Origin of the sequence: Ancylobacter sp. WKF20, from assembly GCF_029760895.1 — a bacterium.
In the GTDB taxonomy this organism is placed as follows: domain Bacteria; phylum Pseudomonadota; class Alphaproteobacteria; order Rhizobiales; family Xanthobacteraceae; genus Ancylobacter.
The window spans coordinates 2,603,541-2,624,623 of sequence record NZ_CP121679.1; the positions used below are offsets into that span (position 1 = coordinate 2,603,541).

The 21,083-nt window shown below is 68.0% G+C and carries 23 protein-coding genes; 11 read left to right on the forward strand and 12 right to left on the reverse strand.

The genetic code is table 11. The annotated features are described in order from the left end of the window. Positions 1-14: 14 nt before the first annotated feature. The 4 genes from AncyloWKF20_RS12040 to AncyloWKF20_RS12055 are packed head-to-tail and all read right to left on the reverse strand — an operon-like array spanning position 15 to position 2,693. Positions 15-950: a metal ABC transporter substrate-binding protein gene (locus AncyloWKF20_RS12040; RefSeq protein ID WP_279314298.1), complete on the reverse strand. Its 936-nt coding sequence runs from the start codon at positions 948-950 to the stop codon at positions 15-17. 11 nt (positions 951-961) lie between these two features. Continuing rightward, positions 962-1,831 carry a metal ABC transporter permease gene (locus AncyloWKF20_RS12045; RefSeq protein WP_279314299.1) on the reverse strand — a complete coding sequence of 290 codons (870 nt, stop codon included), beginning with the start codon at positions 1,829-1,831 and terminating at the stop codon, positions 962-964. Further along, positions 1,828-2,571, reverse strand: a complete 744-nt coding sequence (gene aztA / locus AncyloWKF20_RS12050) for a zinc ABC transporter ATP-binding protein AztA (RefSeq protein WP_279314300.1) — start codon at positions 2,569-2,571, stop codon at positions 1,828-1,830. The genes AncyloWKF20_RS12045 and aztA overlap by 4 nt, the downstream gene beginning before the upstream one ends. Then, entirely contained in the window at positions 2,571-2,693 is a 123-nt protein-coding gene (locus AncyloWKF20_RS12055) for a hypothetical protein (protein ID WP_279314301.1), read from the reverse strand. The genes aztA and AncyloWKF20_RS12055 overlap by 1 nt, the downstream gene beginning before the upstream one ends. A gap of 442 nt (positions 2,694-3,135) precedes the next feature. On the opposite strand from AncyloWKF20_RS12055, the gene ppa reads away from it, so the two are divergent. Together ppa and AncyloWKF20_RS12065 are read left to right on the forward strand one after the other, a co-directional pair. Further along, positions 3,136-3,663 (forward strand): inorganic diphosphatase, encoded by a 528-nt coding sequence (gene ppa, locus AncyloWKF20_RS12060; RefSeq protein WP_279314302.1) that lies wholly within the window; start codon positions 3,136-3,138, stop codon positions 3,661-3,663. A gap of 108 nt (positions 3,664-3,771) precedes the next feature. After that, positions 3,772-4,491 carry a phosphoribosyltransferase gene (locus tag AncyloWKF20_RS12065; protein WP_279314303.1) on the forward strand — a complete coding sequence of 240 codons (720 nt, stop codon included), beginning with the start codon at positions 3,772-3,774 and terminating at the stop codon, positions 4,489-4,491. An 18-nt stretch (positions 4,492-4,509) separates the two neighbouring features. On the opposite strand, the gene AncyloWKF20_RS12070 is transcribed toward AncyloWKF20_RS12065, so the two are convergent. From AncyloWKF20_RS12070 to AncyloWKF20_RS12080, 3 genes are read right to left on the reverse strand one after another with little or no spacing between them, the layout of a single operon-like run. Beyond that, positions 4,510-5,550 (reverse strand): Ldh family oxidoreductase, encoded by a 1,041-nt coding sequence (locus AncyloWKF20_RS12070; RefSeq protein WP_279314304.1) that lies wholly within the window; start codon positions 5,548-5,550, stop codon positions 4,510-4,512. Continuing rightward, positions 5,550-6,368, reverse strand: a complete 819-nt coding sequence (locus tag AncyloWKF20_RS12075) for a creatininase family protein (protein WP_279314305.1) — start codon at positions 6,366-6,368, stop codon at positions 5,550-5,552. Before AncyloWKF20_RS12075 ends, AncyloWKF20_RS12070 begins: the two co-directional genes overlap by 1 nt. A 37-nt stretch (positions 6,369-6,405) precedes the next feature. Continuing rightward, positions 6,406-6,795: a RidA family protein gene (locus tag AncyloWKF20_RS12080; RefSeq protein ID WP_279314306.1), complete on the reverse strand. Its 390-nt coding sequence runs from the start codon at positions 6,793-6,795 to the stop codon at positions 6,406-6,408. 159 nt (positions 6,796-6,954) lie between these two features. Between AncyloWKF20_RS12080 and AncyloWKF20_RS12085 the strand changes: the two genes are divergently transcribed. From AncyloWKF20_RS12085 to AncyloWKF20_RS12125, 9 genes are all read left to right on the forward strand, one after another. Beyond that, positions 6,955-7,968 carry an ABC transporter substrate-binding protein gene (locus AncyloWKF20_RS12085; protein ID WP_279314307.1) on the forward strand — a complete coding sequence of 338 codons (1,014 nt, stop codon included), beginning with the start codon at positions 6,955-6,957 and terminating at the stop codon, positions 7,966-7,968. A 124-nt stretch (positions 7,969-8,092) separates the two neighbouring features. Continuing rightward, the gene (locus AncyloWKF20_RS12090) at positions 8,093-8,884 is read left to right on the forward strand and encodes an ABC transporter ATP-binding protein (RefSeq protein WP_279314308.1); all 792 of its coding nucleotides are present in this window, start codon (positions 8,093-8,095) and stop codon (positions 8,882-8,884) included. A gap of 17 nt (positions 8,885-8,901) precedes the next feature. Next, on the forward strand, positions 8,902-9,681 hold the full coding sequence (locus AncyloWKF20_RS12095; protein ID WP_279314309.1) for an ABC transporter permease: 780 nt from the start codon (positions 8,902-8,904) through the stop codon (positions 9,679-9,681). A 1-nt stretch (position 9,682) separates the two neighbouring features. Continuing rightward, positions 9,683-10,993: a cytosine deaminase gene (locus tag AncyloWKF20_RS12100; RefSeq protein ID WP_279314310.1), complete on the forward strand. Its 1,311-nt coding sequence runs from the start codon at positions 9,683-9,685 to the stop codon at positions 10,991-10,993. Then, the gene (locus AncyloWKF20_RS12105; protein ID WP_279314311.1) at positions 10,983-12,398 is read left to right on the forward strand and encodes an FAD-binding oxidoreductase; all 1,416 of its coding nucleotides are present in this window, start codon (positions 10,983-10,985) and stop codon (positions 12,396-12,398) included. Before AncyloWKF20_RS12100 ends, AncyloWKF20_RS12105 begins: the two co-directional genes overlap by 11 nt. Beyond that, entirely contained in the window at positions 12,398-12,985 is a 588-nt protein-coding gene (locus tag AncyloWKF20_RS12110; RefSeq protein WP_279314312.1) for an NAD(P)H-dependent oxidoreductase, read from the forward strand. Before AncyloWKF20_RS12105 ends, AncyloWKF20_RS12110 begins: the two co-directional genes overlap by 1 nt. Positions 12,986-13,105: 120 nt before the next feature. Continuing rightward, entirely contained in the window at positions 13,106-13,609 is a 504-nt protein-coding gene (locus tag AncyloWKF20_RS12115; protein ID WP_279314313.1) for a MarR family winged helix-turn-helix transcriptional regulator, read from the forward strand. Between the two features lie 70 nt (positions 13,610-13,679). After that, complete coding sequence (locus tag AncyloWKF20_RS12120) at positions 13,680-14,669, forward strand: 2-hydroxyacid dehydrogenase (RefSeq protein WP_279314314.1); 990 nt, start codon at positions 13,680-13,682, stop codon at positions 14,667-14,669. Positions 14,670-14,671: 2 nt separating this feature from the next. Then, positions 14,672-15,406: an AprI/Inh family metalloprotease inhibitor gene (locus AncyloWKF20_RS12125; protein ID WP_279314315.1), complete on the forward strand. Its 735-nt coding sequence runs from the start codon at positions 14,672-14,674 to the stop codon at positions 15,404-15,406. 24 nt (positions 15,407-15,430) lie between these two features. Here AncyloWKF20_RS12125 and AncyloWKF20_RS12130 read toward each other — a convergent pair whose 3' ends face one another. Genes AncyloWKF20_RS12130 through AncyloWKF20_RS12150 form a run of 5 tightly spaced genes read right to left on the reverse strand, consistent with a single transcriptional unit; the run spans position 15,431 to position 21,036 of the window. After that, positions 15,431-16,276, reverse strand: coding sequence for a protein-glutamate O-methyltransferase CheR (locus AncyloWKF20_RS12130; RefSeq protein WP_279314316.1), 846 nt, complete (start codon positions 16,274-16,276; stop codon positions 15,431-15,433). Continuing rightward, the gene (locus AncyloWKF20_RS12135) at positions 16,273-17,469 is read right to left on the reverse strand and encodes a chemotaxis response regulator protein-glutamate methylesterase (RefSeq protein WP_279314317.1); all 1,197 of its coding nucleotides are present in this window, start codon (positions 17,467-17,469) and stop codon (positions 16,273-16,275) included. Before AncyloWKF20_RS12135 ends, AncyloWKF20_RS12130 begins: the two co-directional genes overlap by 4 nt. Beyond that, positions 17,466-17,846 carry a response regulator gene (locus AncyloWKF20_RS12140; RefSeq protein WP_279314318.1) on the reverse strand — a complete coding sequence of 127 codons (381 nt, stop codon included), beginning with the start codon at positions 17,844-17,846 and terminating at the stop codon, positions 17,466-17,468. The genes AncyloWKF20_RS12135 and AncyloWKF20_RS12140 overlap by 4 nt, the downstream gene beginning before the upstream one ends. 23 nt (positions 17,847-17,869) lie before the next feature. Next, on the reverse strand, positions 17,870-18,343 hold the full coding sequence (locus tag AncyloWKF20_RS12145) for a chemotaxis protein CheW (RefSeq protein ID WP_279314319.1): 474 nt from the start codon (positions 18,341-18,343) through the stop codon (positions 17,870-17,872). Then, positions 18,340-21,036 (reverse strand): hybrid sensor histidine kinase/response regulator, encoded by a 2,697-nt coding sequence (locus AncyloWKF20_RS12150; protein WP_279314320.1) that lies wholly within the window; start codon positions 21,034-21,036, stop codon positions 18,340-18,342. The genes AncyloWKF20_RS12145 and AncyloWKF20_RS12150 overlap by 4 nt, the downstream gene beginning before the upstream one ends. Positions 21,037-21,083: the final 47 nt, after the last annotated feature.

Consider the following 21,083-nt stretch of genomic DNA (forward strand, 5'->3'; position numbering starts at 1 on the left):
GCCCCGGAAAAGGGTCAGCTCGACAGCGCCGAGGAGAACGCGCGGATGTTGTTCTCGATCATGTCGATGTAGGTGCTCGCCGGGCCTTTGTCATCGGAGAGCGCGTCGGAATAGACCTCGCCGCCGATCTTGGCGCCGGTCTCGTCGGCGATGCGCTTGACGAGGCGCGGATCGGAGATGTTCTCCATGAACACCGCCGGGATCTTCTCCGCCTTGATCTGGCGGATGATCTTGGCGACGTCCTTAGCCGAGGCCTCGGCTTCGGTCGACACGCCCTGCGGCGCGATGAACTCCATGCCGTAGGCGGCGCCGAAATAGCCGAAGGCATCATGCGAGGTGATGATGCGGCGGCGTTCGGCGGGAATGGTGGCGATCGCCGCCTTAACCTCGGCGTCGAGCGCGTCGAGCTTGGCCAGATAGGCGGTCGCATTGGCCTCATAGGTCGCCTTGCCGGCCGGATCGGCGGCGATCAGCCCGTCGCGGACATTGGCGACATAGAGCTTGGCATTGGCCACCGACTGCCAGGCATGCGGGTCGGTGATCTCATGGGCATGGGCGTCCTTGCCATGATCATGGCCGCCCTCTTCCTCTTCCATCTTGCGCGGGGCGACGCCCTTGGTCGCCACGACGATGGTCGCCTTGGTGCCGGACGCCTTGATGAGGCGATTCATCCAGCCCTCGAAGCCGAGGCCGTTGACGAACACAACCTTGGCGGCCGCGACCTTCTTGGCGTCGGCCGGGGCCGGCTGGAACACATGCGCGTCGCCATTCGGCCCAACGAGCGTCGAGACGGCGATGCGGTCGCCACCGACCTCCTTCACGAAGTCGCCGAGGATGGAGAAGGAGGCGACGACGGGGAGCTTGGTGGCAGGCGCGGCATCCTGTGCGAAGGCAGGACCGGCGAGGCCGACGGCCATGGCCGCGGCGATGAGATGACGGCGGGACAGCATGGGAATTCTCCTCAGGCTTCGAGATGGCGGCGCGGTACGAGGCGCGGAAGCAGCCCTCCCACCGGCCCGAACAGGACAGACAGCGCGTAGCTCGCGCCGGCGACGAGGATGATGGACGGGCCCGAGGGCACGCCCGCGTGATAGGAAACAAGAAGGCCAATGACGCCGGACAGCGCCGCGATCAGCACCGACAGGCCGACCATGGCGGTGAGTTCGCGGGTCCAGAACCGTGCCGCTGCGGCGGGCAGCATCATCATGCCGACCGCGAGCAGCGTGCCGAGCGCATGGAAGCCGCCGACGAGGTTCAGCACCACCAGCGCCAGGAAGACGAGATGGGTCGGCGCCCCGGCCCGGCTGACCGAGCGCAGGAAGCCGGAATCGACACTCTCCAGCACCAGCGGGCGCCAGAGCACGGCCAGCGCCAGCAGGGAGAAGCTGGAGATCGAGACGATGAGCAGCAGCGTCGCGTCGTCCAGCGCCAGCACCGTGCCGAACAGCACGTGCAGCAGGTCGACATTGGAGCCGCGCAGCGAGACCAGCAGCACGCCCAGCGCCAGCGAGATGAGGTAGAAGGCGGCAAGCGCCGCGTCCTCCTTCATCTGCGTGGCCCGCGCCACCGCACCGGCGCCGATCGCGACGGCGAAGCCGGCGACAAGGCCGCCAATGGTCATGGCGAAGAGGTTGAGCCCGGCGGCGAGGAAGCCGACCGCCGCACCCGGCAAGATGGCGTGCGCCATGGCGTCACCGGCGAGGCTCATCCGGCGCAGCATCATGAGCACGCCGATGGGACCGGCGCCGACCGAGAGGGCCAGCGCGCCGACCAGCGCGCGGCGCATGAAGTCGAACTCGGCGAACGGGGCGATCAGGTATTCGTAGATCATGCCGCCTGCTCCGGCGCGCAGAACGGGGCGGCATCGTCCCAGGCCTCGCACATGCGGCGGGCGGCGGAGAGGTTCGCCGTGGTCAGCACCTCGCGCGTCTCGCCCCAGGCGACCGGCTCGCGGGCGAGCAGGAGCGTCTGCGGGAAATGGCTGCGCACCAGTTCGAGATCGTGCAGCACGGCAAGGATGGTCCGCCCCTCGCCATGCCAGCGCTCCACCAGCGCGACGAGATCGGCGATGGTGCCGGCATCGAGCGCGGTAAAGGGCTCGTCCAGCAGGATCAGCCGCGCCTCCTGCAGCAGCAGCCGCGCGAACAGCGTGCGTTGCATCTGCCCGCCCGACAGCGTGCCGATGGGCCGGCGCTCGAAGCCTTCGAGACCGACAGCGGCGATGGCCTGCTCGATCCGGTGCCGATCCCCCCGCCCGATGCCGCCAAACAGCCCGGCGCGGTGCCACAGCCCCATGGACACAAGGTCATAGACGTCGATCGGGAAGGAGCGGTCGATCTCCGCCGCCTGCGGCAGATAGGCGATGTCGCGCGCGGCGACCGTGCAGTCGATGCCGCCGGCAAGCGGCGTCAGCACGCCAGCGATGCCCTTGAGCAGCGTCGACTTGCCCGCACCATTGGGACCGCAGACCGCGAGCAGCGCGCCCTCGCCCACCTCGCCCTGGAGGTGATGCACCGCCGGGTGGCGCTCATAACCGAGGGTCAGGTCGCGAAAGGCGAGTACCTTGCCCATCACAGACCCCCGCCGGAAATAACCGCGATCGCCGCCGCCCAGAGCACCACGGTCAGCGGCAGGGCGATGGCGAGCCGCTGCCATACCGACAGGCGCAGCAACGAAAAGCCCGGCTCGGCCATGGGGTGGCGCTGGCCCGGCGCATGGGAATGAGAATGGACGTGATGAAGCGCGTGAGCGTGCGCCGATCCGTGATCGTGCGCGTGGCCGTGGTCATGCGCCGGACCAGCCGCGCGGGTCAGACTCCCGTGTGCCGTTACGGCACCCCCCCCCTGCGCCGCCCCTTCGTCATCGAGGTGACCGTGGGAGGGGGCAGCGAGCTTGGGCAAGGCGGGCATGAAGACAACTCCGTGGGCACATCTGATACATCATATCCCACGCGCCCGTCCAGCCCTTCGATACTTTATATCAGCGCCCACCTCGTGGTCGTGACCGACACGCCGGCGGGCGGCTCTCACCAAAGGGATCGTGCTTTCCCGTCTCGACGCCGTCGCCTCGCCGACTTAATAGAGGGCCGACTTTGCCCGCCGGCGCGGCCGGCCTGTTCGACCTGGGAGCCCGTTCATGGACATTTCACGCATCTCGATCGGCCCGAATCCCCCCGACGAGGTTCACGCCATCATCGAAATCCCGGCCGGCGGCGCGCCGGTGAAGTATGAGCTCGACAAGGAGTCGGGCGCGCTCTTCGTCGACCGCTTCCTGCACACGCCGATGTTCTATCCGGGCAATTACGGCTTCATCCCCAACACGCTGGGTGACGATGGCGACCCGCTCGACATCATCGTCGTCTCGCCGATCCCGCTGCTGGCCGGCTCCGTTATCGCCGCGCGCCCGGTCGGCGTGCTGATGATGACCGACGAGAAGGGCGGCGACGAGAAGATCCTCGCTGTGCCGGCGGACTCGGTTTACCCCTACCACTCCAAGGTCAAGACCTGCGATGACCTGCCGCCGCTCGTCCTTGAGCAGGTGGCCCACTTCTTCACCCACTACAAGGATCTGGAGAAGGGCAAGAAGGTCAGCGTCGCCGATTGGGAAGGCGTCGACCGCGCCCGCGAGATCATCCTGCAGGCGATCGAAAACGCCAAGAAGTGACGCGCGCGGCCTCGGCCGCGACGCATCTGAACTCAGGCCGCCGGCTCAACCCGGCGGCCTTTGGCATTCTGGTTGCTGGTGGGAGCCTACCCCCATGCCGGAGTGCCCATGCCCCTCACCTATTCTGACCGCGGCAGCTACCGCGACCGTATCATTCCCGACGCCGAACTGCCGGAACTCGGGCCTCCGCCCTATCGCGACAGCTACCCCGTCCGGTTGCCTGACGGCGACTGGGCCGACCTGCCCTTCCTCGCTTTGCCGCCCGATTTCGAGACGGCCATCGCCTATCTCTGCATCACCGAGAACTCCTTCGCGCTGGAAGACCGGCTCTCCACCGCGATCGCCGATCAGGTGCGCCACCTCGCGCCGGAAATCGTCGTCGGCATGCCGACCCTCGGCATGGTGCTCGCCGCCTCGGTGGCGAAGAAGCTCGGCCACCCGCACTATGTGCCGCTGAGCTATTCGCGCAAATTCTGGTTCGAGGACGAACTCTCCATACCGGTGATCTCGATCACCAGCCCGCTCAAGCCCAAGACGGTGTTCATCGACCCGCGCCTGCTGGAGCGGCTGGAGGACAAGCGCGTGCTGCTGGTCGAGGACGTCATCTCCACAGGCGGCACGGTTTCCGCCGAGCTGGAACTGATGCGGCGCATCGGCGCCAATGTTGTTGGCGTCGCCACCGCGATCAAGGAAACCAATGTCTGGCAGAAGACGCTCGGCGCCATAGACCCGGCCTGGCCGGGCCTCGTCCATGCGCCGATCTCCTGCCCGCTGTTCCGCAAGGGCGAGGGCGGCTGGTATCCGGATTGGTCGACCCTGCCCGCCTGACAGCGCGGGCGCCAACGTTCAGTCGGAAAAGCCCATCCCGGCGAGCGCCCGACGCAACGCCGCGCCGACCTTCACCCCGTGCCGCGCGGCACGGGCGCGGTTAGTGAGCCGCCGTGTGCCCGGCAGCCGCGCGCCGGGCTCACGCTCGATAGCGGCGGCGAGGCGCTCGAGATGATCGAGATAGGCGTCGCCCGCCAGCCGGCCGGGGTCGATGGCGATGATGAGCTGCCCCACCGCCGCCGGCGGGCCCTTGCCATCGAAGAAGCTGGGCGCGTCGAAGGAGAAGGTCGAGGCCGTGAGCGCCGCCGCCATCACCTCGATGATGAAGGCCAGCGCCGTGCCCTTGGCGTCGCCCATCGGCACCATGGTCCCAGCGAGCGCGCTCTTGGCATCGGTGGTCGGGTTGCCGTCCACGTCGAAGGCCCAGCCCTCGGGAATGGAAGCGTCGCCCCGCTGCACGGCGGCGAGGATGTTGCCGCGCGCCACCTTGGCCACAGACAGGTCCACCACCGCCGGCGGGCGGTCCTTCAATGGCGTAGCGAAGGCGATCGGGTTGGTCCCGAACACCGCCTTCTTGCCGCCCCAGGGCGCAATCGAGGCGGAGGCATTGGCGAAGGCCAGGCCGACCAGACCGCGCATGGCCAACGCCTCCACCGGCTGGCCGGCCACGCCGAAATGGCTGGAGCGGCGGATCGCCAGCAGGCCGATGCCGCTCTCGCGCGCGGCCTCCGCCAGCAGCGGCAGGCCCTGCTCGATCGCGGGATAGGCAAAGCCGTTTCCGGCATCCACGGCCACCAGCGCCGGCGTCAGGCGCTGGGCGCGCGGCACGGCATGGCCGTCGATCTTGCCCGCGGCCACCATGGCCGAATAGCTCGGCAGGCGGGCAAGGCCATGGGTACCGAGTCCATCCGCCTCCGCCGCCACCAGCGCCGCGGCGGTGAGGCGGGCATTGTCCGGCGCGGTGTTGAAATGCTCGAGCACGCGGGCGGCATAGGCCCGCGCCTCCTCCACGCTCAGTTCCATCTCGGGAAGCGGCGCGCCAGCGACCGAGCCTTCCATCAGAGCGCGCTCCCGCCGAGCGGACCGGCCGGCAGTCGAGAAAGATCAAAGCGCTGCACATCGGCCAGCAGCTCGACAAAAGCGCGGGCGCCGAAATGCGCACAGGTCTCGCCCTTCTCGGGGCTCGCCTGCGTGGCATCGCCCATCGCGCCGGTGGGCTGGATGTCCTGCGCCATCCAGCCGAAGCCGGCCGGGCTGCCGGCGCGCAGGAAGGCGAATTCCTGCTCCATGGCGAGCGTCACCGGCGGGAAGTCGGCGATCTCGCTCTCCCGCACCGTGTCGGGCCGGAAATTCATCATCAGCGAGGTCTCGACCCCACCGGCATGAATGCCGTGCTGGCGCTCCTGCGCCGAGAACAGCCCCTCCGGGTAGCCGAAGCGGTGCCAGGAGACGTGGACCGCCAGCATGCCGAGGCGCGCCCGCAGCTCGCGCGCCACGATGTCGATCACCGAGACATTGCCACCATGCGAATTGACGATGACCAGCTTGCGCACGCCCGCGCGGTAGACGCTCTCGCCGATCTCGGTCCAGGCACGCATCACCGTCTCGGAGGAAAGCGTCAGCGTGCCCGGATAGAACAGATGCTCATTCGACTTGCCGATGGCCTGCATCGGCAGGAACACCGCCGGAATGTCATCCGGCAGCAGGCGGGCCACCTCCTTCAGATAGCCCTCGCCGATGAACGCATCGACACCGACCGGCAGATGCGGGCCATGCTGCTCCACCGCCGCCACCGGCAGAACGGCGATCCAGTTCGCGGTGTCCCCGGCCTGAAAATCGGTCCAGGTGAGTTCGGTCCAGAAGCGTTTGGGCGGCATGGCAGGCGATCCGGTTCGTGACGGGGCGGTTCTAGGATCAATCCGCCTTCGCCGCCAGCGCCTCGATCTCGACCTTGAATTCCGGCCGGGCGAAACCGGACACAATCATCAGCGTCGAGGCCGGCGGCGGATCGACGATGAAGCGGTCGCGCGCCGCCATGTAACCGGCAAGATAGGCCCGGTCGGTGACATAAGCGTTGAGACGGACAATGTCGCCCGACCCCATGCCAGCTTCGGCCAGGCAGGCGCGGATGGCGCGGAAGCAGAGCGCGGCCTGCGCTTCCACATCCTCAGGGATCACGTCATCTTCGGTGATGCCGAGCTGGCCGGAGACCAGCAGGAGGCGCGCGCCGGCCGGCACCTCGACAGCGTGACTGTAGCGGGCGAAGGGGCGCCGGACACCGGCGGGGATCAGATGGCGAAGCATGGGGCAAGGCTAGGCGCGGGCGGGGCTCGGCGCAATCGCCACGCCGGATGCGACGACCCATCCAAGCCCTATGTGCATCCGTATTAAGCTCGCCTATCATGGTGGCAGTGCTTCGCCCTCACCCCTGATCGCCGCTCTTCGCACCGGATGGAGACATCGATGCGCCTGCGTCTTCCGCGCCTGCGTTTTCCTCGGATCGCCGCCCTGGCGGCCCTCGCCTGCGCCGCCTTCACCGCTCCTGCCCTCGCCGCTGACAAGGTGACCTTCGGCACCAATTGGGTGGCGCAGGCCGAGCATGGCGGCTTCTACCAGGCGGTGGTGGACGGCACCTATGCGAAATACGGGCTGAACGTCACCATCCTGCCGGGCGGCCCGCAGGCCAATAACCGGCTGCTGCTGCCGGTCGGCAAGATCGACTTCTACATGGGCGCCAACATGCTGCAGGCGTTCGATTCGGTGAAGGAAGGCATTCCCACCGTCATCGTCGCCGCGCTGTTCCAGAAAGACCCGCAGGTTCTCATCGCCCACCCGGATGTGACCAAGTTCGAGGATCTGAAGACCCGCCCCCTGTTCATCTCCAAGGAGGGTCTGGCGAGCTACTACCAGTGGCTGGTGAAGGATTTCGGCTTCTCGGAAAATCAGGTGAAGCCTTACACCTTCAACGTCGCGCCCTTCCTCGCCGACAAGAACAGCGCCATGCAGGGCTACATCACCTCCGAGCCCTATGCGGTGGAGAAGGAAGGCAAGTTCAAGCCCTCGCTCTTCCTGCTGGCCGATCAGGGTTTCGATACCTACTCGACTACCATCGAGACCCGCAGCGAACTGGTGAAGACCAACCCCGATCTGGTGCAGCGCTTCGTCGATGCCTCGATCATCGGCTGGTACAACTATCTCTACGGCGACAACACCAAGGCGAACGCGCTGATCAAGAAGGACAATCCGGAAATGACGGATGAGATGATCGCCTTCTCCATCGCCAAGCTGAAGGAGTATGGCATCGTCGATTCCGGGGACACCAAGACGCTCGGCGTCGGCGCCATGACGGATGCGAAGATCACCAGCTTCTTCGACAAGATGGTCCGCGCTGGCGTGGTGAACGGCGACATCGACTACAAGAAATCCTATACGCTGCAATTCGTGAACAAGGGCGTGGGCAAGGATCTCGCGAAGTAGCGGATGGCGACGCTGGCGGACGATCCGCGCCGACTTTCCGTCATCCCGGACGGCCGCACGGCCGATCCGGGATCGGCTCGCAGATGGAGAGCGATCCCGGCTCTTCGGCCGGGATGACGAGACAATGATGCAGTCCACACTCGAAGCCGCCTCCACCCAAACTCTCCCCCTCCTCGCGCTGTCAGGTGTCGAGAAGCGCTTCGCCAATGCGGTGACGGCGCTGGAAGGGTTGAACATGCAGGTGCGGCAGGGGGAATTTCTCTCCCTGCTCGGGCCCTCCGGCTGCGGCAAATCCACCGCGCTGCGCCTCATCGCCGGCCTGTCAGAGCCCACGGGCGGGCGGATCGACTGGGCGGCCGGCGCGGCGGCGCGCCCCTCCATCGGCTTCGTCTTCCAGGAGCCGACGCTGATGCCCTGGGCCAGTGTCTTCGGCAATGTGTACCTGCCGCTGCGCCTTGCCGGCACCAGCCGCAAGGCGGCGACGGCGGCCATTGAGGAAGCGCTGGAAATGGTCGGCCTGTCCGCCTTCCGCGACGCCTATCCGCGCGAACTGTCCGGCGGCATGAAGATGCGCGTCTCCATCGCCCGCGCGCTCGTCACGCGCCCGAGCCTGCTCCTGATGGACGAGCCCTTCGCCGCGCTCGACGAGATCACACGCTTCAAGCTGAACAATGATCTTCTGGAGGTCTGGCACCGGCTCGGCTGCACCATCGTCTTCGTCACCCATTCGGTGTTCGAATCCGTCTACCTCTCCTCGCGCATCCTGGTCTTCCGCGCGCGCCCTGGCCGCATCGCGGCGGAGCTGAAGATCGACCCGAACCAGCCGCGCGACGAGGCGTTCCGCACCTCGCCGGAATATGCCGGCCTGTGCCGTGAGGCGTCGCTGGCGCTAGCCCGCGCCATGGAAGCCGGCTAGCGGCGGGAGCGGGGCGCATGGAGCACTCCCCCTTCCGCTGGCTGCTGCCCCTCGCCGTGCTGGCGCTCGCGGTCGCCGGCTGGGATCTGATCGTGCGCCTCAACGACCTGCCGCCCTACATCCTGCCGAGCCCGGCCCTCGTCGCCCAGACGCTCGTCAAGGATCATGTGGTGCTGCTGAACTCCATGCTGGTGACGCTGCGCACGACGGGGCTCGCCCTGTTCTTCGCCGTGGTGGGCGGCGTGGCTCTGGCGCTCATCTTCGCCTCGTCGCGCATCATAGAGTTCTCGCTGTTCCCCATCGCGGTGATCCTTCAGGTGACGCCGATCATCGCCATCGCGCCGCTGATGCTGATCTATCTCGACACCGGCACGGCGGTGCTGGTCTGCGCCTGGATCGTCGCCTTCTTCCCGGTGCTCGCCAACACGACGCTGGGCCTGAAATCGGTCGACCCCAACCTGCGCGACCTGTTCCGCCTCTCCGGCGCCACGCCATGGCAGACGCTGGTGCAGCTCAAGCTGCCGACCGCCCTGCCCTTTTTCCTCGGCGGCCTGCGCATCGCCGGGGGCCTCGCCCTCATCGGCGCGGTGGTCGGCGAGATTGCCGCCGGCTCGGCCGGGCAGGGTTCGGGCCTTGCCTTCCGCATCGTCGAATCCGCCTACCGGCTCAACATTCCCCGACTGTTCGCCGCGCTGCTGCTCATCTCGCTGTGCGGCATCGTCATCTATGCGATGCTGAGCCTGTTCTCCTGGGCCGTGCTGCGGCGTTGGCATGAGAGCGAGCTCGCCGGGGCCTGACATGCGTGAACTCGACCACCTGCCGCCGGCCTATCTTCTCACCAATGCCCGCGTGCCGGCCTGCCTGATCGGCGCCGCCCTCCCCGCTGACAGCGAGGGTCTCGTCCGCGTCGACATCGCGGTTGCGGCGGGGCGCATCACCGCCATCGGCGCCGCGCTTGAGCGGCCGGAGCTGCCGCGCGTTCCGCTGAACGGGTGCCTCGTCCTGCCGGGTCTGGTCGACGTCCATACCCATCTCGACAAGGCTTTCATCTGGCCGCGCGCGCAGAACGCCGACGGCAGTTTCGCGGGGGCGCTGGCCGCCGCCGATGCCGACCGCCGCGCGCACTGGACGGCGGACGACGTGCGCACCCGCATGGATTTCGCCCTGCGCTGCGCCTATGCCCACGGCACGGTCGCCATCCGCACCCATCTCGATTCCATCGGCCCGCAGACCGCCCTTTCCTGGCCGGTCTTCGCGGAGTTGCGCGAGGCCTGGCGCGGGCGCATCGCGCTTCAGGCGGTAGCGCTCACCCCCATCGACCTCGTGCTCGACGATGGCGAGTTCCTGCCGCTGCTCGACGCCGTGCGCCGCCACCGGGGCGTGCTGGGTGCCGTCACCTATATGAGCCCCGCCTTGCCGGCCGGGCTCGACCGGCTGTTCGCGGCGGCGAGCGCGCACGGGCTAGAGCTCGACTTCCATGTCGACGAGACCGCCGACCCCGGCGCCCGCTCCCTCGCCCTCATCGCCGAGGCGGCGCTGCGCCATGGCTTTGAAGGGCGCATCCTCACCGGCCATTGCTGCTCCCTTGCCCGCCAGAGCGAGGACGCGATCGACCGCACTTTGGACCTTGTGGCCCGTGCCGGCGTCGCCGTGGTCTCGCTGCCGATGTGCAACCTCTACCTTCAGGACCGCCAGGCCGGCCGCACCCCGCGCTGGCGCGGCATCACCCTTCTGCATGAGATGAAGGCGCGCGGCATCGAGGTCATGGTCGCCAGCGACAATGCGCGCGATCCGTTCTACGCCTATGGCGATCTCGACCTCGTCGAGGTCTACCGGGAAGCCACCCGCATCGCCCATCTCGACCACCCCTTCGCCGATTGGCCCGCCATCGTCGCGAGCACCCCGGCGGCACTCATGGGGCTCGCGGCAGGCCGCATCGCGGTTGACCACCCAGCCGACCTCATCATCCTGACGGCGCGCAGCCTCAACCAGGCGCTAGCGCGTCCGCAGGCAGACCGTATCGTCCTGCGCGATGGCGCGCGGCTCGATGCCGTCCCGCCCGACTATGCCGAACTCGACAGCCTCAAGGGGATGCCTCATGGCCTATGACATCGCCGCGTTGAGAACCCGCCTCGCCGGCATCCGGCTGGAGGAGAACCCGGCCTTGGTGCGCCAGCGCAGCCGGGACTTCTACTGGTACTCGCCGACGCTGAAGCGCCAGCTTGATGCCGTCACCGCCGACATCGTCGCCTTCCCGACGACGGAGGACGAGGTTGTCACCGTGCTCGCGGCCTGCGCCGCGCTGGCCATTCCCGTCACCCCGCGCGGCGCCGGCACCGGCAATTACGGGCAGGCTATGCCGCTCGCGGGCGGGCTGGTGCTTGATCTGTCCGGCCTCAACCGCATCCTTGAGATCAGCCCCGGCCGGGTGCGCGCACAGGCCGGCGCGCTGATCGCCGATATCGACGCCGCCTGCCGGCCCGGCGGGCAGGAACTGCGCCTGCACCCCTCCACCTACCGCACCGCCTCGATCGGCGGCTTCATCGCCGGCGGGTCGGGCGGGGTCGGCTCCATCACCTGGGGCGGGCTGCGCGATCTCGGCAACATCATCCGCCTGAAGGTGGCGACGATGGAAGCCGTGCCGCGCCTCCTCGATCTCACCGGCGAGGAGGTGCAGAAGGTCGCCCATGCCTATGGCACCAACGGCATCATCCTCGAGGTCGAGATGCCGCTCGCCCCGGCCTATGACTGGGTCGAGGCCATTGTCGGCTTCGACGACTTCGCCCGCGCCGCCGCCTATGCCAATGCGCTGGGCGAGCAGGACGCGATCCTCAAGAAGCTGCTCTCGGTCATCGCCGCGCCAGTGCCGCAGACCTATTTCCTGCGCCATCGCGCCTTCCTGCCGGATGGACAGCACATCGTGCTGGTGATGATCGCGCCCATGGCGCGCGCGGCCTTTGACAGCTTCACCGCCCGCTGGGGCGGCCGGCTGCTGTTCGATCTCGACGCGCTGGGCACGCAGGAGACCAAGGGCCTGCCGCCGCTCTACGAGCTCTCCTGGAACCACACCACGCTGCGCGCGCTGCGCATCGACCCGACGATCACCTATCTGCAGACGCTCTACCCCTTCCCGAACCAGCTTGACCTGGTTGCGCAGATTCATGCCGAGCTCGGCGACGAGGTGCCGGCCCATCTCGAATTCGTCCGCTTCGACGGCAAGGTGACCTGCTTTGGCCTGCCGCTGGTGCGCTTCTCCACCGAGGAACGGCTGGAAGCGATCATTGCCCGTCACGAGGCGGTGGGCATCCCGGTGTTCAATCCGCACCGCTACACGCTGGAGGAGGGCGGCATGAAGCAGACCGATGCGGAGCAGCTCGCCTTCAAGCGCGCGGCGGACCCGGCCGGTCTGCTGAACCCCGGCAAGATGATCGGCTGGGACCATCCCGACCTCGATGTCGCCGACGGGCGCACCTATCTCTTTGCCGGGCTGGACGGCGCCGCGGGAGCGGCCTGATGCGCGTGCTCGTCGTCTATTGCCACCCGGTAGCGGAGAGCTTCAACGCGGCGGTGCGGGATGCGGTCATCCGGGGCCTGACGCGCGCGGGCCACGAGGTCGATCTGCTGGACCTCTATGCCGAGGGATTCGACCCGGTGCTGAGCCGGCAGGCGCGGCTCGATTACCATACGCCCGGCGTCAATGCCGTGCCCGTCGCCGACCATCTCGCCCGCGTGCGGGCGGTCGAGGGAATGGTGATCGTCGCCCCCACCTGGTGGTACGGGCCGCCCGCCATGCTCAAGGGCTGGCTCGACCGCGTCTTCGTGCCATTCGAAACCTTCGGCATGCCCAAGCCCTTCCGGCCGCTGGAACGCCGGCTCAGCAATATCCGTGTGCTGGCGGCGGTCAGCACACTCGGCTCACCCTGGTACTGGTGGCTGTGGGTCGGCCAGCCGGGCCGGCGCATCATCATGGAAGGGCTCGGCGGGATCATCCATCCGCGGGCGCGCAAGCTCTGGCTCGCCTTGCACAGCATGGATTCGGCGAGCGCCACCAAGCGCGCCTGGTTCCTCGCCAAAGTGGAAGCGCGCTTCGCCGGATTGTGAGAATTCACGATAGTTTCCGAAAACTTTGACGGCGAAGCGGTTTATAGCCATCCTCCCGTCACGGCATCACGTTTGACTATCGTGTCGATCCGATGCTGCGATCCTAGAGGCGGGGCGCCCATGAAGGATGGCTTCGAGAAGAGCATCAGTCACCGGCTTCATCATGCCGCGCGGCTCCAGCGGGCGCTTGCCGCCCGGCGACTGCATGACATCGGCCTTTTCCCCGGGCAGGAAACCGCGCTGAAGCTGCTCGCCAACAGCGACGGACGGACCATGACCGAGCTCGCGGCGGCCTTGCGGGTACGCCCGCCGACCGCTTCCAAGACCGTCGGCCGCCTCTCCGCCCAGGGCCTTTTGGAACGCCGCGCCTCGGATGGCGACGCGCGCCTCGTGCGCGTCCACCTCACCGAGGAAGGCCGTGCCCGCGCCGGTGCCATCGACGGCATCTGGGATTCGCTGGAAGACATCATGGTGGCCGGCCTCGACGGCAAGGACCGCAAAAGGCTGCGCAAGCTGCTGCGCAAGATCGAGAAAAACCTCGCCACCCAGCTCGGTGCCGCGCCGGAAACGCTCGCCGAGGCGGACGCCGAGGACGAGGCCGAAGCGGCGGAAGAGCCGGCCTGAGGGGTGCCCGGCTTGAAACCGGGGCCTCTTTGGTGACGAATACGGCTCCCCAGACTTGAGGAGCCCGCGAATGGTCGAATCCTCCCGCCCCGAACTGCTGCAGACCGGCCCGCTCATGGCCATGATCGAGCAGCAGCTCGCCGAGCACTTTACCGTCCACCGCCTGGACAAGGGCGACGCCGACGCCCTGCTGGCGCAGGCGGGCCCGAACATCCGGGCCGTGGCGACGGGCGTGGGCGCGACCGCCGGCGGGGCGAACCGGGTGAACGAGGGCCTGCTGGCCCGACTTCCCAAGCTCGAGATCGTCGCCAATTTCGGTGTCGGCTATGATGCGGTGGATGTCACGGCAGCGGCCGCACGCGGCATCGTCGTCACCAATACGCCGGGCGTGCTCGACGACGAGGTCGCCGACCTCTCTGTCGGCCTGCTGCTGGCCACGCTGCGGCGCATTCCGCAGGCGGATCGTTTCCTGCGCGCCGGCAACTGGCCGAAGGGCGGCTTCCCGCTGGGCGCCACCCTGCGCGACCGCTCCATCGGCATTGTCGGCATGGGGCGGATCGGCCAGGCCATCGCCCGCCGGCTCGCCGGCTTCGGCCGGCCCATCGCCTATCATAGCCGGCGGCCCGTCGAGGGCCTGCCCTACCCGCATTACCCCGTGCTGCGGGAACTCGCGGCGGCGGTGGACGTGCTGCTGGTCATCGTTCCCGGCGGACCGGCGACGGACCGGATGATCAATGCCGAGGTGCTGGAAGCGCTGGGGCCGAACGGCGTACTGATCAATGTCGCGCGCGGCTCGGTGGTGGACGAACCCGCCCTCATTGCGGCGCTGGAGAGCGGCACCATCGCCGCCGCCGGGCTCGACGTGTTCGCCAATGAGCCGCATGTGCCGGACGCGCTCATCGCCATGGATAATGTGGTGCTGCTGCCGCACATCGCCTCGGCGACGCATGTGACGCGCAACGCCATGGGCCAGCTGGTGGTGGACAATCTGCTGGCCTGGCGCGACGGGCGCGAGCCCCTGACGCCGGTACCGGAAACCCCGCTCCCCGTGCGGCGCTGACCATGCGCGCGCGCCCGCTCGCCGTCGGGACGATGCTCGGCCTCTGCCTGATGGCGATGGCCGGCCTTGCCCGCGCGCAGTCGCCGGAGACGTCGCAGGGACCGGAACTTGCCGATGCCTATCAGCTCACCAATGCCGATGGCGACCGGATCTGCCCGATCCGGCTGCTGCCGGGCGTGGTGAAGGAGACCGCGAAGACACCGGCGCGGGCGCCGCATTTTGCCGTGGAACTCGACCGCGCCGGCTGCGCCGGGGCCATCCTGTTCGCCGCCGACATCGCCGCTTGGGGGCCGGGGCCGGGCAACGCGATCCGCCTCTATAGCGCGGAGGGCCGCCTGATCGCGGAATTCACCGAAGGGGTCGGCGGCACCTGGGAGGCGCTGCGCGAGAAGGACGGGGTGTATTTTCTCGTCAACACCCGGCTCGCGGAGCCCGCCACGGCTCTCCAGCCGCGCGATCTCGTCGGCATCTGGGATGTGTCGGAGACGGGCGGCGCGGCGGCGTGCCGCCTCACCCTGACCGACAGCGCGAGCGGCGACGCCTTTCGGCTCACCGCCCCCGCGGCCTGCGCGCCGCTGCTTGGCCTGCCCCTGCCCGACCGCTGGCGGCTGGACGGGGACGATCTGCTGCTGCTGGGCGCCGGCGGCGCGCGATTGCGCTTCGCCGCCGGCGAGGAAGCGGTGTGGAGCAAGGTGCCAGCCGAAGGCCAGCCGCTCCACCTCACCCGCGCTCCCTGAGGCGAAAGCCCCGGGAGCCGATCGTCACTTCGCCGCCGTCGCCATCGCGCCGGTGGAGGTGCGCGGCACGTAGAAGCCGCGACGGCTGCCGGCCACGAAGTCGGAGGACAGGCCGAGCACCGTCTCGGCGCCGCCGAGGATCAGATAGCCGTCCCGGGCGGTCACACCGGCGATGCGCGTGAGCACATCGGACTTGGTGGCCGAGTCGAAATAGATCAGCACGTTGCGGCAGAACACGATGTCGAACGTGCCGAGATGCCCGAAAGGCTGGAGCAGATTGAGCCGCGAGAAGCGCACCATGGAGCGGATCTCCGGCGAGATGCGCCAGTTGTCGCCCACCTGGGTGAAGTAGCGCAGCAGGTAATGCACCGGCAGGCCGCGCTGCACCTCGAACTGGTTGTAGATGCCCTCCTCGCAGCGGGCGAGCACGTCCGACGAGAGGTCGGTGCCGACGATCTCGACCCGGCGCCCGCCGAGCAGCCGCTCATTTTCCTTGAGCAGCATGGCGATCGAATAGGGCTCCTGCCCGGTCGACGCCGCCGCGCACCAGATGCGGATCGTGTGCAGCGGGCCGCGCTTGGCGACAAGCTCCGGCAGGATGAACGAGGACAGCAGCTCGAACGGGTTCTTGTCGCGGAAGAACAGCGACTCGTTCGTGGTCATCGCCTCCACCACCGCATCGGCGAGGCCGACCGGCGCGGTCCCGTCGCGCAGCAGCGCGACGAGCCGGCTGAAGTCCGGCACCTTCATGCGGTGCAGCACCGGCTCCAGGCGGCTCTCCAGCAGATACTGCTTGTCGTCGCCAAGGATCAGGCCCGAGCGCTGCTTGAGGAAGCGGCGCAGAAAGTCATATTCGGAAAACGCAATCATTCCCGCCCCCCGACGATAAGCCGCGTCACCTTGCGGCCAATTTCCCCGATCGGGAGGATCCCCGAGCAGGCCCCGATCTGAGCGGTGGCGCCCGGCATACCCCAGACGACACTGCTTTCTTCATCCTGCGCGATGACGCTGCCGCCGGCCTCGGCGACACGCAGCGCGCCCTTGGCGCCGTCCGACCCCATGCCGGTAAGCACGAGCGCCAGCGTCGCGGCGCCATAGACGGAGGCCACCGTCTGGAACATCGGATCGACCGCCGGCTTGCAGAAATTCACCGCCGGGCCGTCGAACAGGCGAATCTTGGCGGTGCCGTTGTCGCGCAGCACATCCATGTGGATGCCGCCCGGCGCGACATAGATGCGGCCGGGGAGGATGGGCTCGCCATCCTTGGCTTCCGCGCAGGGGCGACCCGAGGCGCGGGCGACATGCTCGGCCAGGATCGAGGTGAAGGTCGGCGGCATGTGCTGGACGATCAGCACCGGCAAATTGGCGACCGCCGGCCCGATGTCGGTGAACAGGCGCGTGAGCGCCTGCGGGCCACCCGTGGAGCTGCCGATGGCGAGCACGCCGACCGGCATCATCGAATAGCTCCGCAGCTTCTGCGGCATCTTGGCCGCCGACGCCGCCGACATGGTCGGGGGAGCGGCGACAGGTGCGCTGACGGGCGCACTCACCACGACCGGCGCGGGGGCCGGCGCCGCACCCACCGGGGGACGCGGCAGCGAGCGGCGGCGCGCGCGCTGGCCGAGGCCTCGCGCCTTCGCCATCAGTTCGGCCCGGAACTCTTCCGCCGCGCTGACGCCGCGGTTGGCGTCGGGCTTGGGAATGTAGTCGGCCGCACCCAGCGTAAGGGCGCGCAGGCTGACCTCCGCGCCGCGCCGCGTCAGCGAGGAGGCGACGAGCACGGCGGTGCCGGGCTTGCGCTCCAGGATCAGCGGCAGGGCGGTCAGGCCGTCCATGTCGGGCATTTCGAGATCGAGAATGATCACGTCGGGCTGCGCCCGCTGCACGTCGTCCGCCGCGCGGCGGCCGTTCGGATGGGTAGCGACGACCTGAAATTCGCCGTTCTCACCAAACCAGTTCGACAGCACCCCGCGCATGAACACGGAGTCGTCGACGATCATCACCTTGATGGGAGGGCCGGCCTGCGGAGGGGCGGCTGTGCTGGGGGCTGTCGCCATGATCATGTCTCGCTTTTTTCCAGCAAGCCCACTTCTTCGAGCTTTTCGCGCAGGATGTCTTCATCGAAGGGTTTCATGATGTACTCGTCCGCGCCGGAAGAGAGCGCGCGGGCGATATGGTCCATGTCGTTCATCGTGGTGCAGAAGACGACCTTGGGCGCCGCGCCGCCGGCGCTCTGGCGCAGCTTTTCCAGGAACTCGAGCCCGGTCACATAGGGCATGTTCCAGTCGAGCAGGATGCCGTCCGGCATGGCGAGGGTGCAGCGCTCCAGGGCATGCTTGCCATTCTCGGCCTCATCGACATCGAAGGACCAGCTTTCGAGCATGCGGCGGGCGATTTTCCGCACCACGGCGGAGTCATCAACGACAAGAAACGTCTTCATCGGCGAATGTCCCGAGTGTTCCATCATGCCGCCGCCCGCGTGCTGCCGACGGTCGCCAGGACACGTTCGACATCGAGCAGAACCAGCAGCTCACCCTCCAGGCGATGCACGCCGTCGGAGAAGCGCATCCACTCTTCCTCAAGGTTCGGCGGGTTGCTGTCATGCGTGCTGGCGTCGAGGAGGAGCACATCGCCCACCCCGTCGATCAGCAGCGCGAAGGCCTCGCCGGTACGCTCGATGCCCACCGCCATCCGGGCGAGCGAGCTGTCGGGCAGCCCGAGCAGGCGGCGCATGTCGACCATGGTGACGATGCGCCCGCGCAGGTTCAGCACCCCGTCGATCTCGCGCGGTGCCAGCGGCACCGGCGTGATGCGGTCGGGAACGAAGACCTCGTTCACCGACGAGATCGGAACCCCGAAGAGCTGCCCGCCGATGCGGACGGTGACGAACTGGCGGGCGTCGCTGAGCCCTTCAACAGTAGCGGTTGCGGTGCTCATGCCGCCTTCTCCTCATCCTCGTGGGCCGCGAATTCGCGCAGCGCGGCAATCAGCCCGGTGCGATCGAACTTGGCGACGTAATCAGTGAACCCGGCGATGCGGCCGCGTTCGATGGAGTCCGGGTTGCGCCCGCTCGCCATGGCGATGATCGGGAGGTCCTCCAGAAGCAGTTCGCGGCGCACGCGCTCGGCAAAGCGGAAGCCGTCCACACCGGGCATGTCGACCTCGCTCACGACCGCGTCGAAGTGGAGATCACCGGAGAGCTTCTCGAGCGCCTCGCTGGCCGAGGAGCAGGTCGTCACCGCGTAGCCATTGCCCTTGAGCACCGGCTCCAGCATGGCCCGGTGGAAGGCATTGCCATCCACCAGCAGCAGGCGGCCGGCGCGCTCATGCGCCTGACGCACGGGCGGGATGTCGAAGCTCGCCCCGAACGCGGCCTGCATGAAGTAGGCGACGTCGAGAACCTCAGTGGCGGTCTCGTTGATGATCGCGCCGCCCATGATCTCCGGCGCACCGGAGGAGAGCTTGAGGTTGAACTCGGTCTCGACGATGTCCACGATCTCGTCGACCACGAGACCCATGGTCCGCTGGCCTTCCGAGAAGATGAGCAGCGGCTGCTTGCCGGAGGTCTTCCGCTCCACCTCGTCATTGGCATAGACGATGGGGATCAGCGTGCCGCGATACTGCGCGACGCTGCGCTCGGAGACGATCTCCACCTGGGCGGCGTCGAGCTCCTCGAGACGGGTGACCAGCGAGAGCGGCACCGCCTTCATGCCGCGCGGGCCAGCCCGGCACAGCAGGAGCGAGGTGGTGTCGGAGGCACTGTCGGTTTCACCCTTCTGCTGCGCGCCCATGCTGTCCGCCGCCTTGTCGGCACGGCTGGCGGCAAGCTGCGCCAGACCATTCGGGTCGATGATCATGATCACGCGGCCATCGCCCAGAATGGTGCTGCCGGAGACCAGCGAGAGCCCGCGCAGCACCGTGGAGAGCGGCTTCACCACGATTTCCTCTGTGTGCGAGACGCTGTCGACCACGACGCCGAAGCGGTGGCTACCGACCTGCATCACGACGATCAGCTCGCCCTCGGGACGCTCGCCCCAATGGCAGGACAGGTTCATCACCGTGCCGAGATCGACGATCGGCAGCAGCCGGTCGCGCAGGCGCAGCACATGGGCGTGCTTGATGAAGCTCAACGAATGCTCACTATCCGCGCGCACCCGCACCAGCTCGACCACCGAGGTCTGCGGCAGGGCAAAGCGCTCGCCAGTGCTCTCCACGATCAGCGCCGGCACGATGGCCAGGGTGAGCGGAATCTTGATGGTGAAGGTGGTGCCCTCGCCGCGCTTGGAGCGCACGTCGATGGTGCCGCCGATCAGCTCGATGTTGCAGCGCACGACATCCATGCCGACGCCACGGCCCGACACACTGGTCACCGCCGCCGCCGTCGAGAAGCCGGCGTGGAAGATGTAGCGGAAGGCCTGCGCATCGGTCATGCGGGCCGCATCGGCCTCCGAGCAAAGGCCGTTCTCCACGGCCTTGACCTTGATGCGCTCGACGTCGAGGCCACGCCCGTCATCGGCGATCTCAAGGATGACATGGCCACCCTCGTGATAGGCCGAAAGGCGGATCGTGCCCTTCTCCGGCTTGCCGGCGGCGCGGCGGGCGGCGGGCATCTCAAGCCCGTGATCCGCCGAGTTGCGCACCATGTGGGTGAGCGGATCCTTGATCTGGTCGAGCACCTGGCGGTCGAGTTCGGTCTCAGCGCCGTGCTGCTCCAGCTCGATCTGCTTGCCGAGATCCTGCGCGAGGTCGCGCACGATGCGCGGCAGCTTCTGCCAGGCATTGCCGATCGGCTGCATGCGGGTGCGCATGACCGCTTCCTGCAGCTCGCCGGTCACGGTGGACAGGCGCTGCAGCGGGCTCTTGTACTCGTTGTCTTCGTTGCGACGGCTGATTTCCATCAGCTGGTTGCGGGTCAGCACCAGCTCGGACACCATCGTCATCAGATGTTCCAGCACCGAGACGCTGACGCGGATGGTCTGATTGGCCACCGAATTGGCGTCATTGGCCGCCGGCGGCGGGGCGCCATCGGTCACCATCGGCTTGACGGCGACCGGAACGGGCGCCGGCGCGGGAGCGGCGGCAGCCGCCGGCTTGGCCTTGGCAGCCGGCGCCTTGGTCTCGACCTCCGTCTCGCGGAACATGCGCTCCAGCTCGTCGAGCGGAACCTCGCCCGGCAGCGTCTCGCGCTCCTGCACGATGAGGGGCTTGTCGGCCACGGGCGGCGGCGGCGGCGGGGCGTCCGCCGTCACGTCGGTACGCGCCACCTCGGCCTCGAGTTCGTCAATCAGATCCGCGTCGGAGCCGACCGGCTCGGTGCCGTCATTGCGCTCGATTTCCGTCAGGATCGCCTTGATGCGGTCGACGGTGCGCAGGATCAACCCAACCGCGCCCGTGGTCACCGGCCGCCCGTTGCGGAACTCGTCCATCAGCGTTTCCGCGGCATGGGCGAGACCGGCAAGACGCACCAGCCCGATGAACCCGCAGGTTCCCTTGATGGTGTGGACCAGGCGGAAGATGTTGTTGAGGATATCCCGGTTGTTAGGGTCGGTCTCGAACTTCACGAGCTCAACGTCGGCGACGTCGAGGCTCTCGGAAGTTTCCGTCAGGAATTCGCGGAGGAGATCATCCATGGCTCAATCTCAAAGGTGGCAATGGGGCAGCGGGGGGCCGCCGGCGC

Excerpts from the sequence above, each read along its gene's own strand:
- AncyloWKF20_RS12040 (WP_279314298.1), bottom strand. The coding sequence starts at position 950 with ATGCTGTCCCGCCGTCATCTCATCGCCGCGGCCATGGCCGTCGGCCTC.
- AncyloWKF20_RS12045 (WP_279314299.1), bottom strand. The coding sequence starts at position 1,831 with ATGATCTACGAATACCTGATCGCCCCGTTCGCCGAGTTCGACTTCATG.
- aztA (WP_279314300.1), bottom strand. The coding sequence starts at position 2,571 with ATGGGCAAGGTACTCGCCTTTCGCGACCTGACCCTCGGTTATGAGCGC.
- AncyloWKF20_RS12055 (WP_279314301.1), bottom strand. The coding sequence starts at position 2,693 with ATGGCCGAGCCGGGCTTTTCGTTGCTGCGCCTGTCGGTATGGCAGCGG.
- ppa (WP_279314302.1), top strand. The coding sequence starts at position 3,136 with ATGGACATTTCACGCATCTCGATCGGCCCGAATCCCCCCGACGAGGTT.
- AncyloWKF20_RS12065 (WP_279314303.1), top strand. The coding sequence starts at position 3,772 with ATGCCCCTCACCTATTCTGACCGCGGCAGCTACCGCGACCGTATCATT.
- AncyloWKF20_RS12070 (WP_279314304.1), bottom strand. The coding sequence starts at position 5,550 with ATGGAAGGCTCGGTCGCTGGCGCGCCGCTTCCCGAGATGGAACTGAGC.
- AncyloWKF20_RS12075 (WP_279314305.1), bottom strand. The coding sequence starts at position 6,368 with ATGCCGCCCAAACGCTTCTGGACCGAACTCACCTGGACCGATTTTCAG.
- AncyloWKF20_RS12080 (WP_279314306.1), bottom strand. The coding sequence starts at position 6,795 with ATGCTTCGCCATCTGATCCCCGCCGGTGTCCGGCGCCCCTTCGCCCGC.
- AncyloWKF20_RS12085 (WP_279314307.1), top strand. The coding sequence starts at position 6,955 with ATGCGCCTGCGTCTTCCGCGCCTGCGTTTTCCTCGGATCGCCGCCCTG.
- AncyloWKF20_RS12090 (WP_279314308.1), top strand. The coding sequence starts at position 8,093 with ATGATGCAGTCCACACTCGAAGCCGCCTCCACCCAAACTCTCCCCCTC.
- AncyloWKF20_RS12095 (WP_279314309.1), top strand. The coding sequence starts at position 8,902 with ATGGAGCACTCCCCCTTCCGCTGGCTGCTGCCCCTCGCCGTGCTGGCG.
- AncyloWKF20_RS12100 (WP_279314310.1), top strand. The coding sequence starts at position 9,683 with ATGCGTGAACTCGACCACCTGCCGCCGGCCTATCTTCTCACCAATGCC.
- AncyloWKF20_RS12105 (WP_279314311.1), top strand. The coding sequence starts at position 10,983 with ATGGCCTATGACATCGCCGCGTTGAGAACCCGCCTCGCCGGCATCCGG.
- AncyloWKF20_RS12110 (WP_279314312.1), top strand. The coding sequence starts at position 12,398 with ATGCGCGTGCTCGTCGTCTATTGCCACCCGGTAGCGGAGAGCTTCAAC.
- AncyloWKF20_RS12115 (WP_279314313.1), top strand. The coding sequence starts at position 13,106 with ATGAAGGATGGCTTCGAGAAGAGCATCAGTCACCGGCTTCATCATGCC.
- AncyloWKF20_RS12120 (WP_279314314.1), top strand. The coding sequence starts at position 13,680 with ATGGTCGAATCCTCCCGCCCCGAACTGCTGCAGACCGGCCCGCTCATG.
- AncyloWKF20_RS12125 (WP_279314315.1), top strand. The coding sequence starts at position 14,672 with ATGCGCGCGCGCCCGCTCGCCGTCGGGACGATGCTCGGCCTCTGCCTG.
- AncyloWKF20_RS12130 (WP_279314316.1), bottom strand. The coding sequence starts at position 16,276 with ATGATTGCGTTTTCCGAATATGACTTTCTGCGCCGCTTCCTCAAGCAG.
- AncyloWKF20_RS12135 (WP_279314317.1), bottom strand. The coding sequence starts at position 17,469 with ATGATCATGGCGACAGCCCCCAGCACAGCCGCCCCTCCGCAGGCCGGC.
- AncyloWKF20_RS12140 (WP_279314318.1), bottom strand. The coding sequence starts at position 17,846 with ATGAAGACGTTTCTTGTCGTTGATGACTCCGCCGTGGTGCGGAAAATC.
- AncyloWKF20_RS12145 (WP_279314319.1), bottom strand. The coding sequence starts at position 18,343 with ATGAGCACCGCAACCGCTACTGTTGAAGGGCTCAGCGACGCCCGCCAG.
- AncyloWKF20_RS12150 (WP_279314320.1), bottom strand. The coding sequence starts at position 21,036 with ATGGATGATCTCCTCCGCGAATTCCTGACGGAAACTTCCGAGAGCCTC.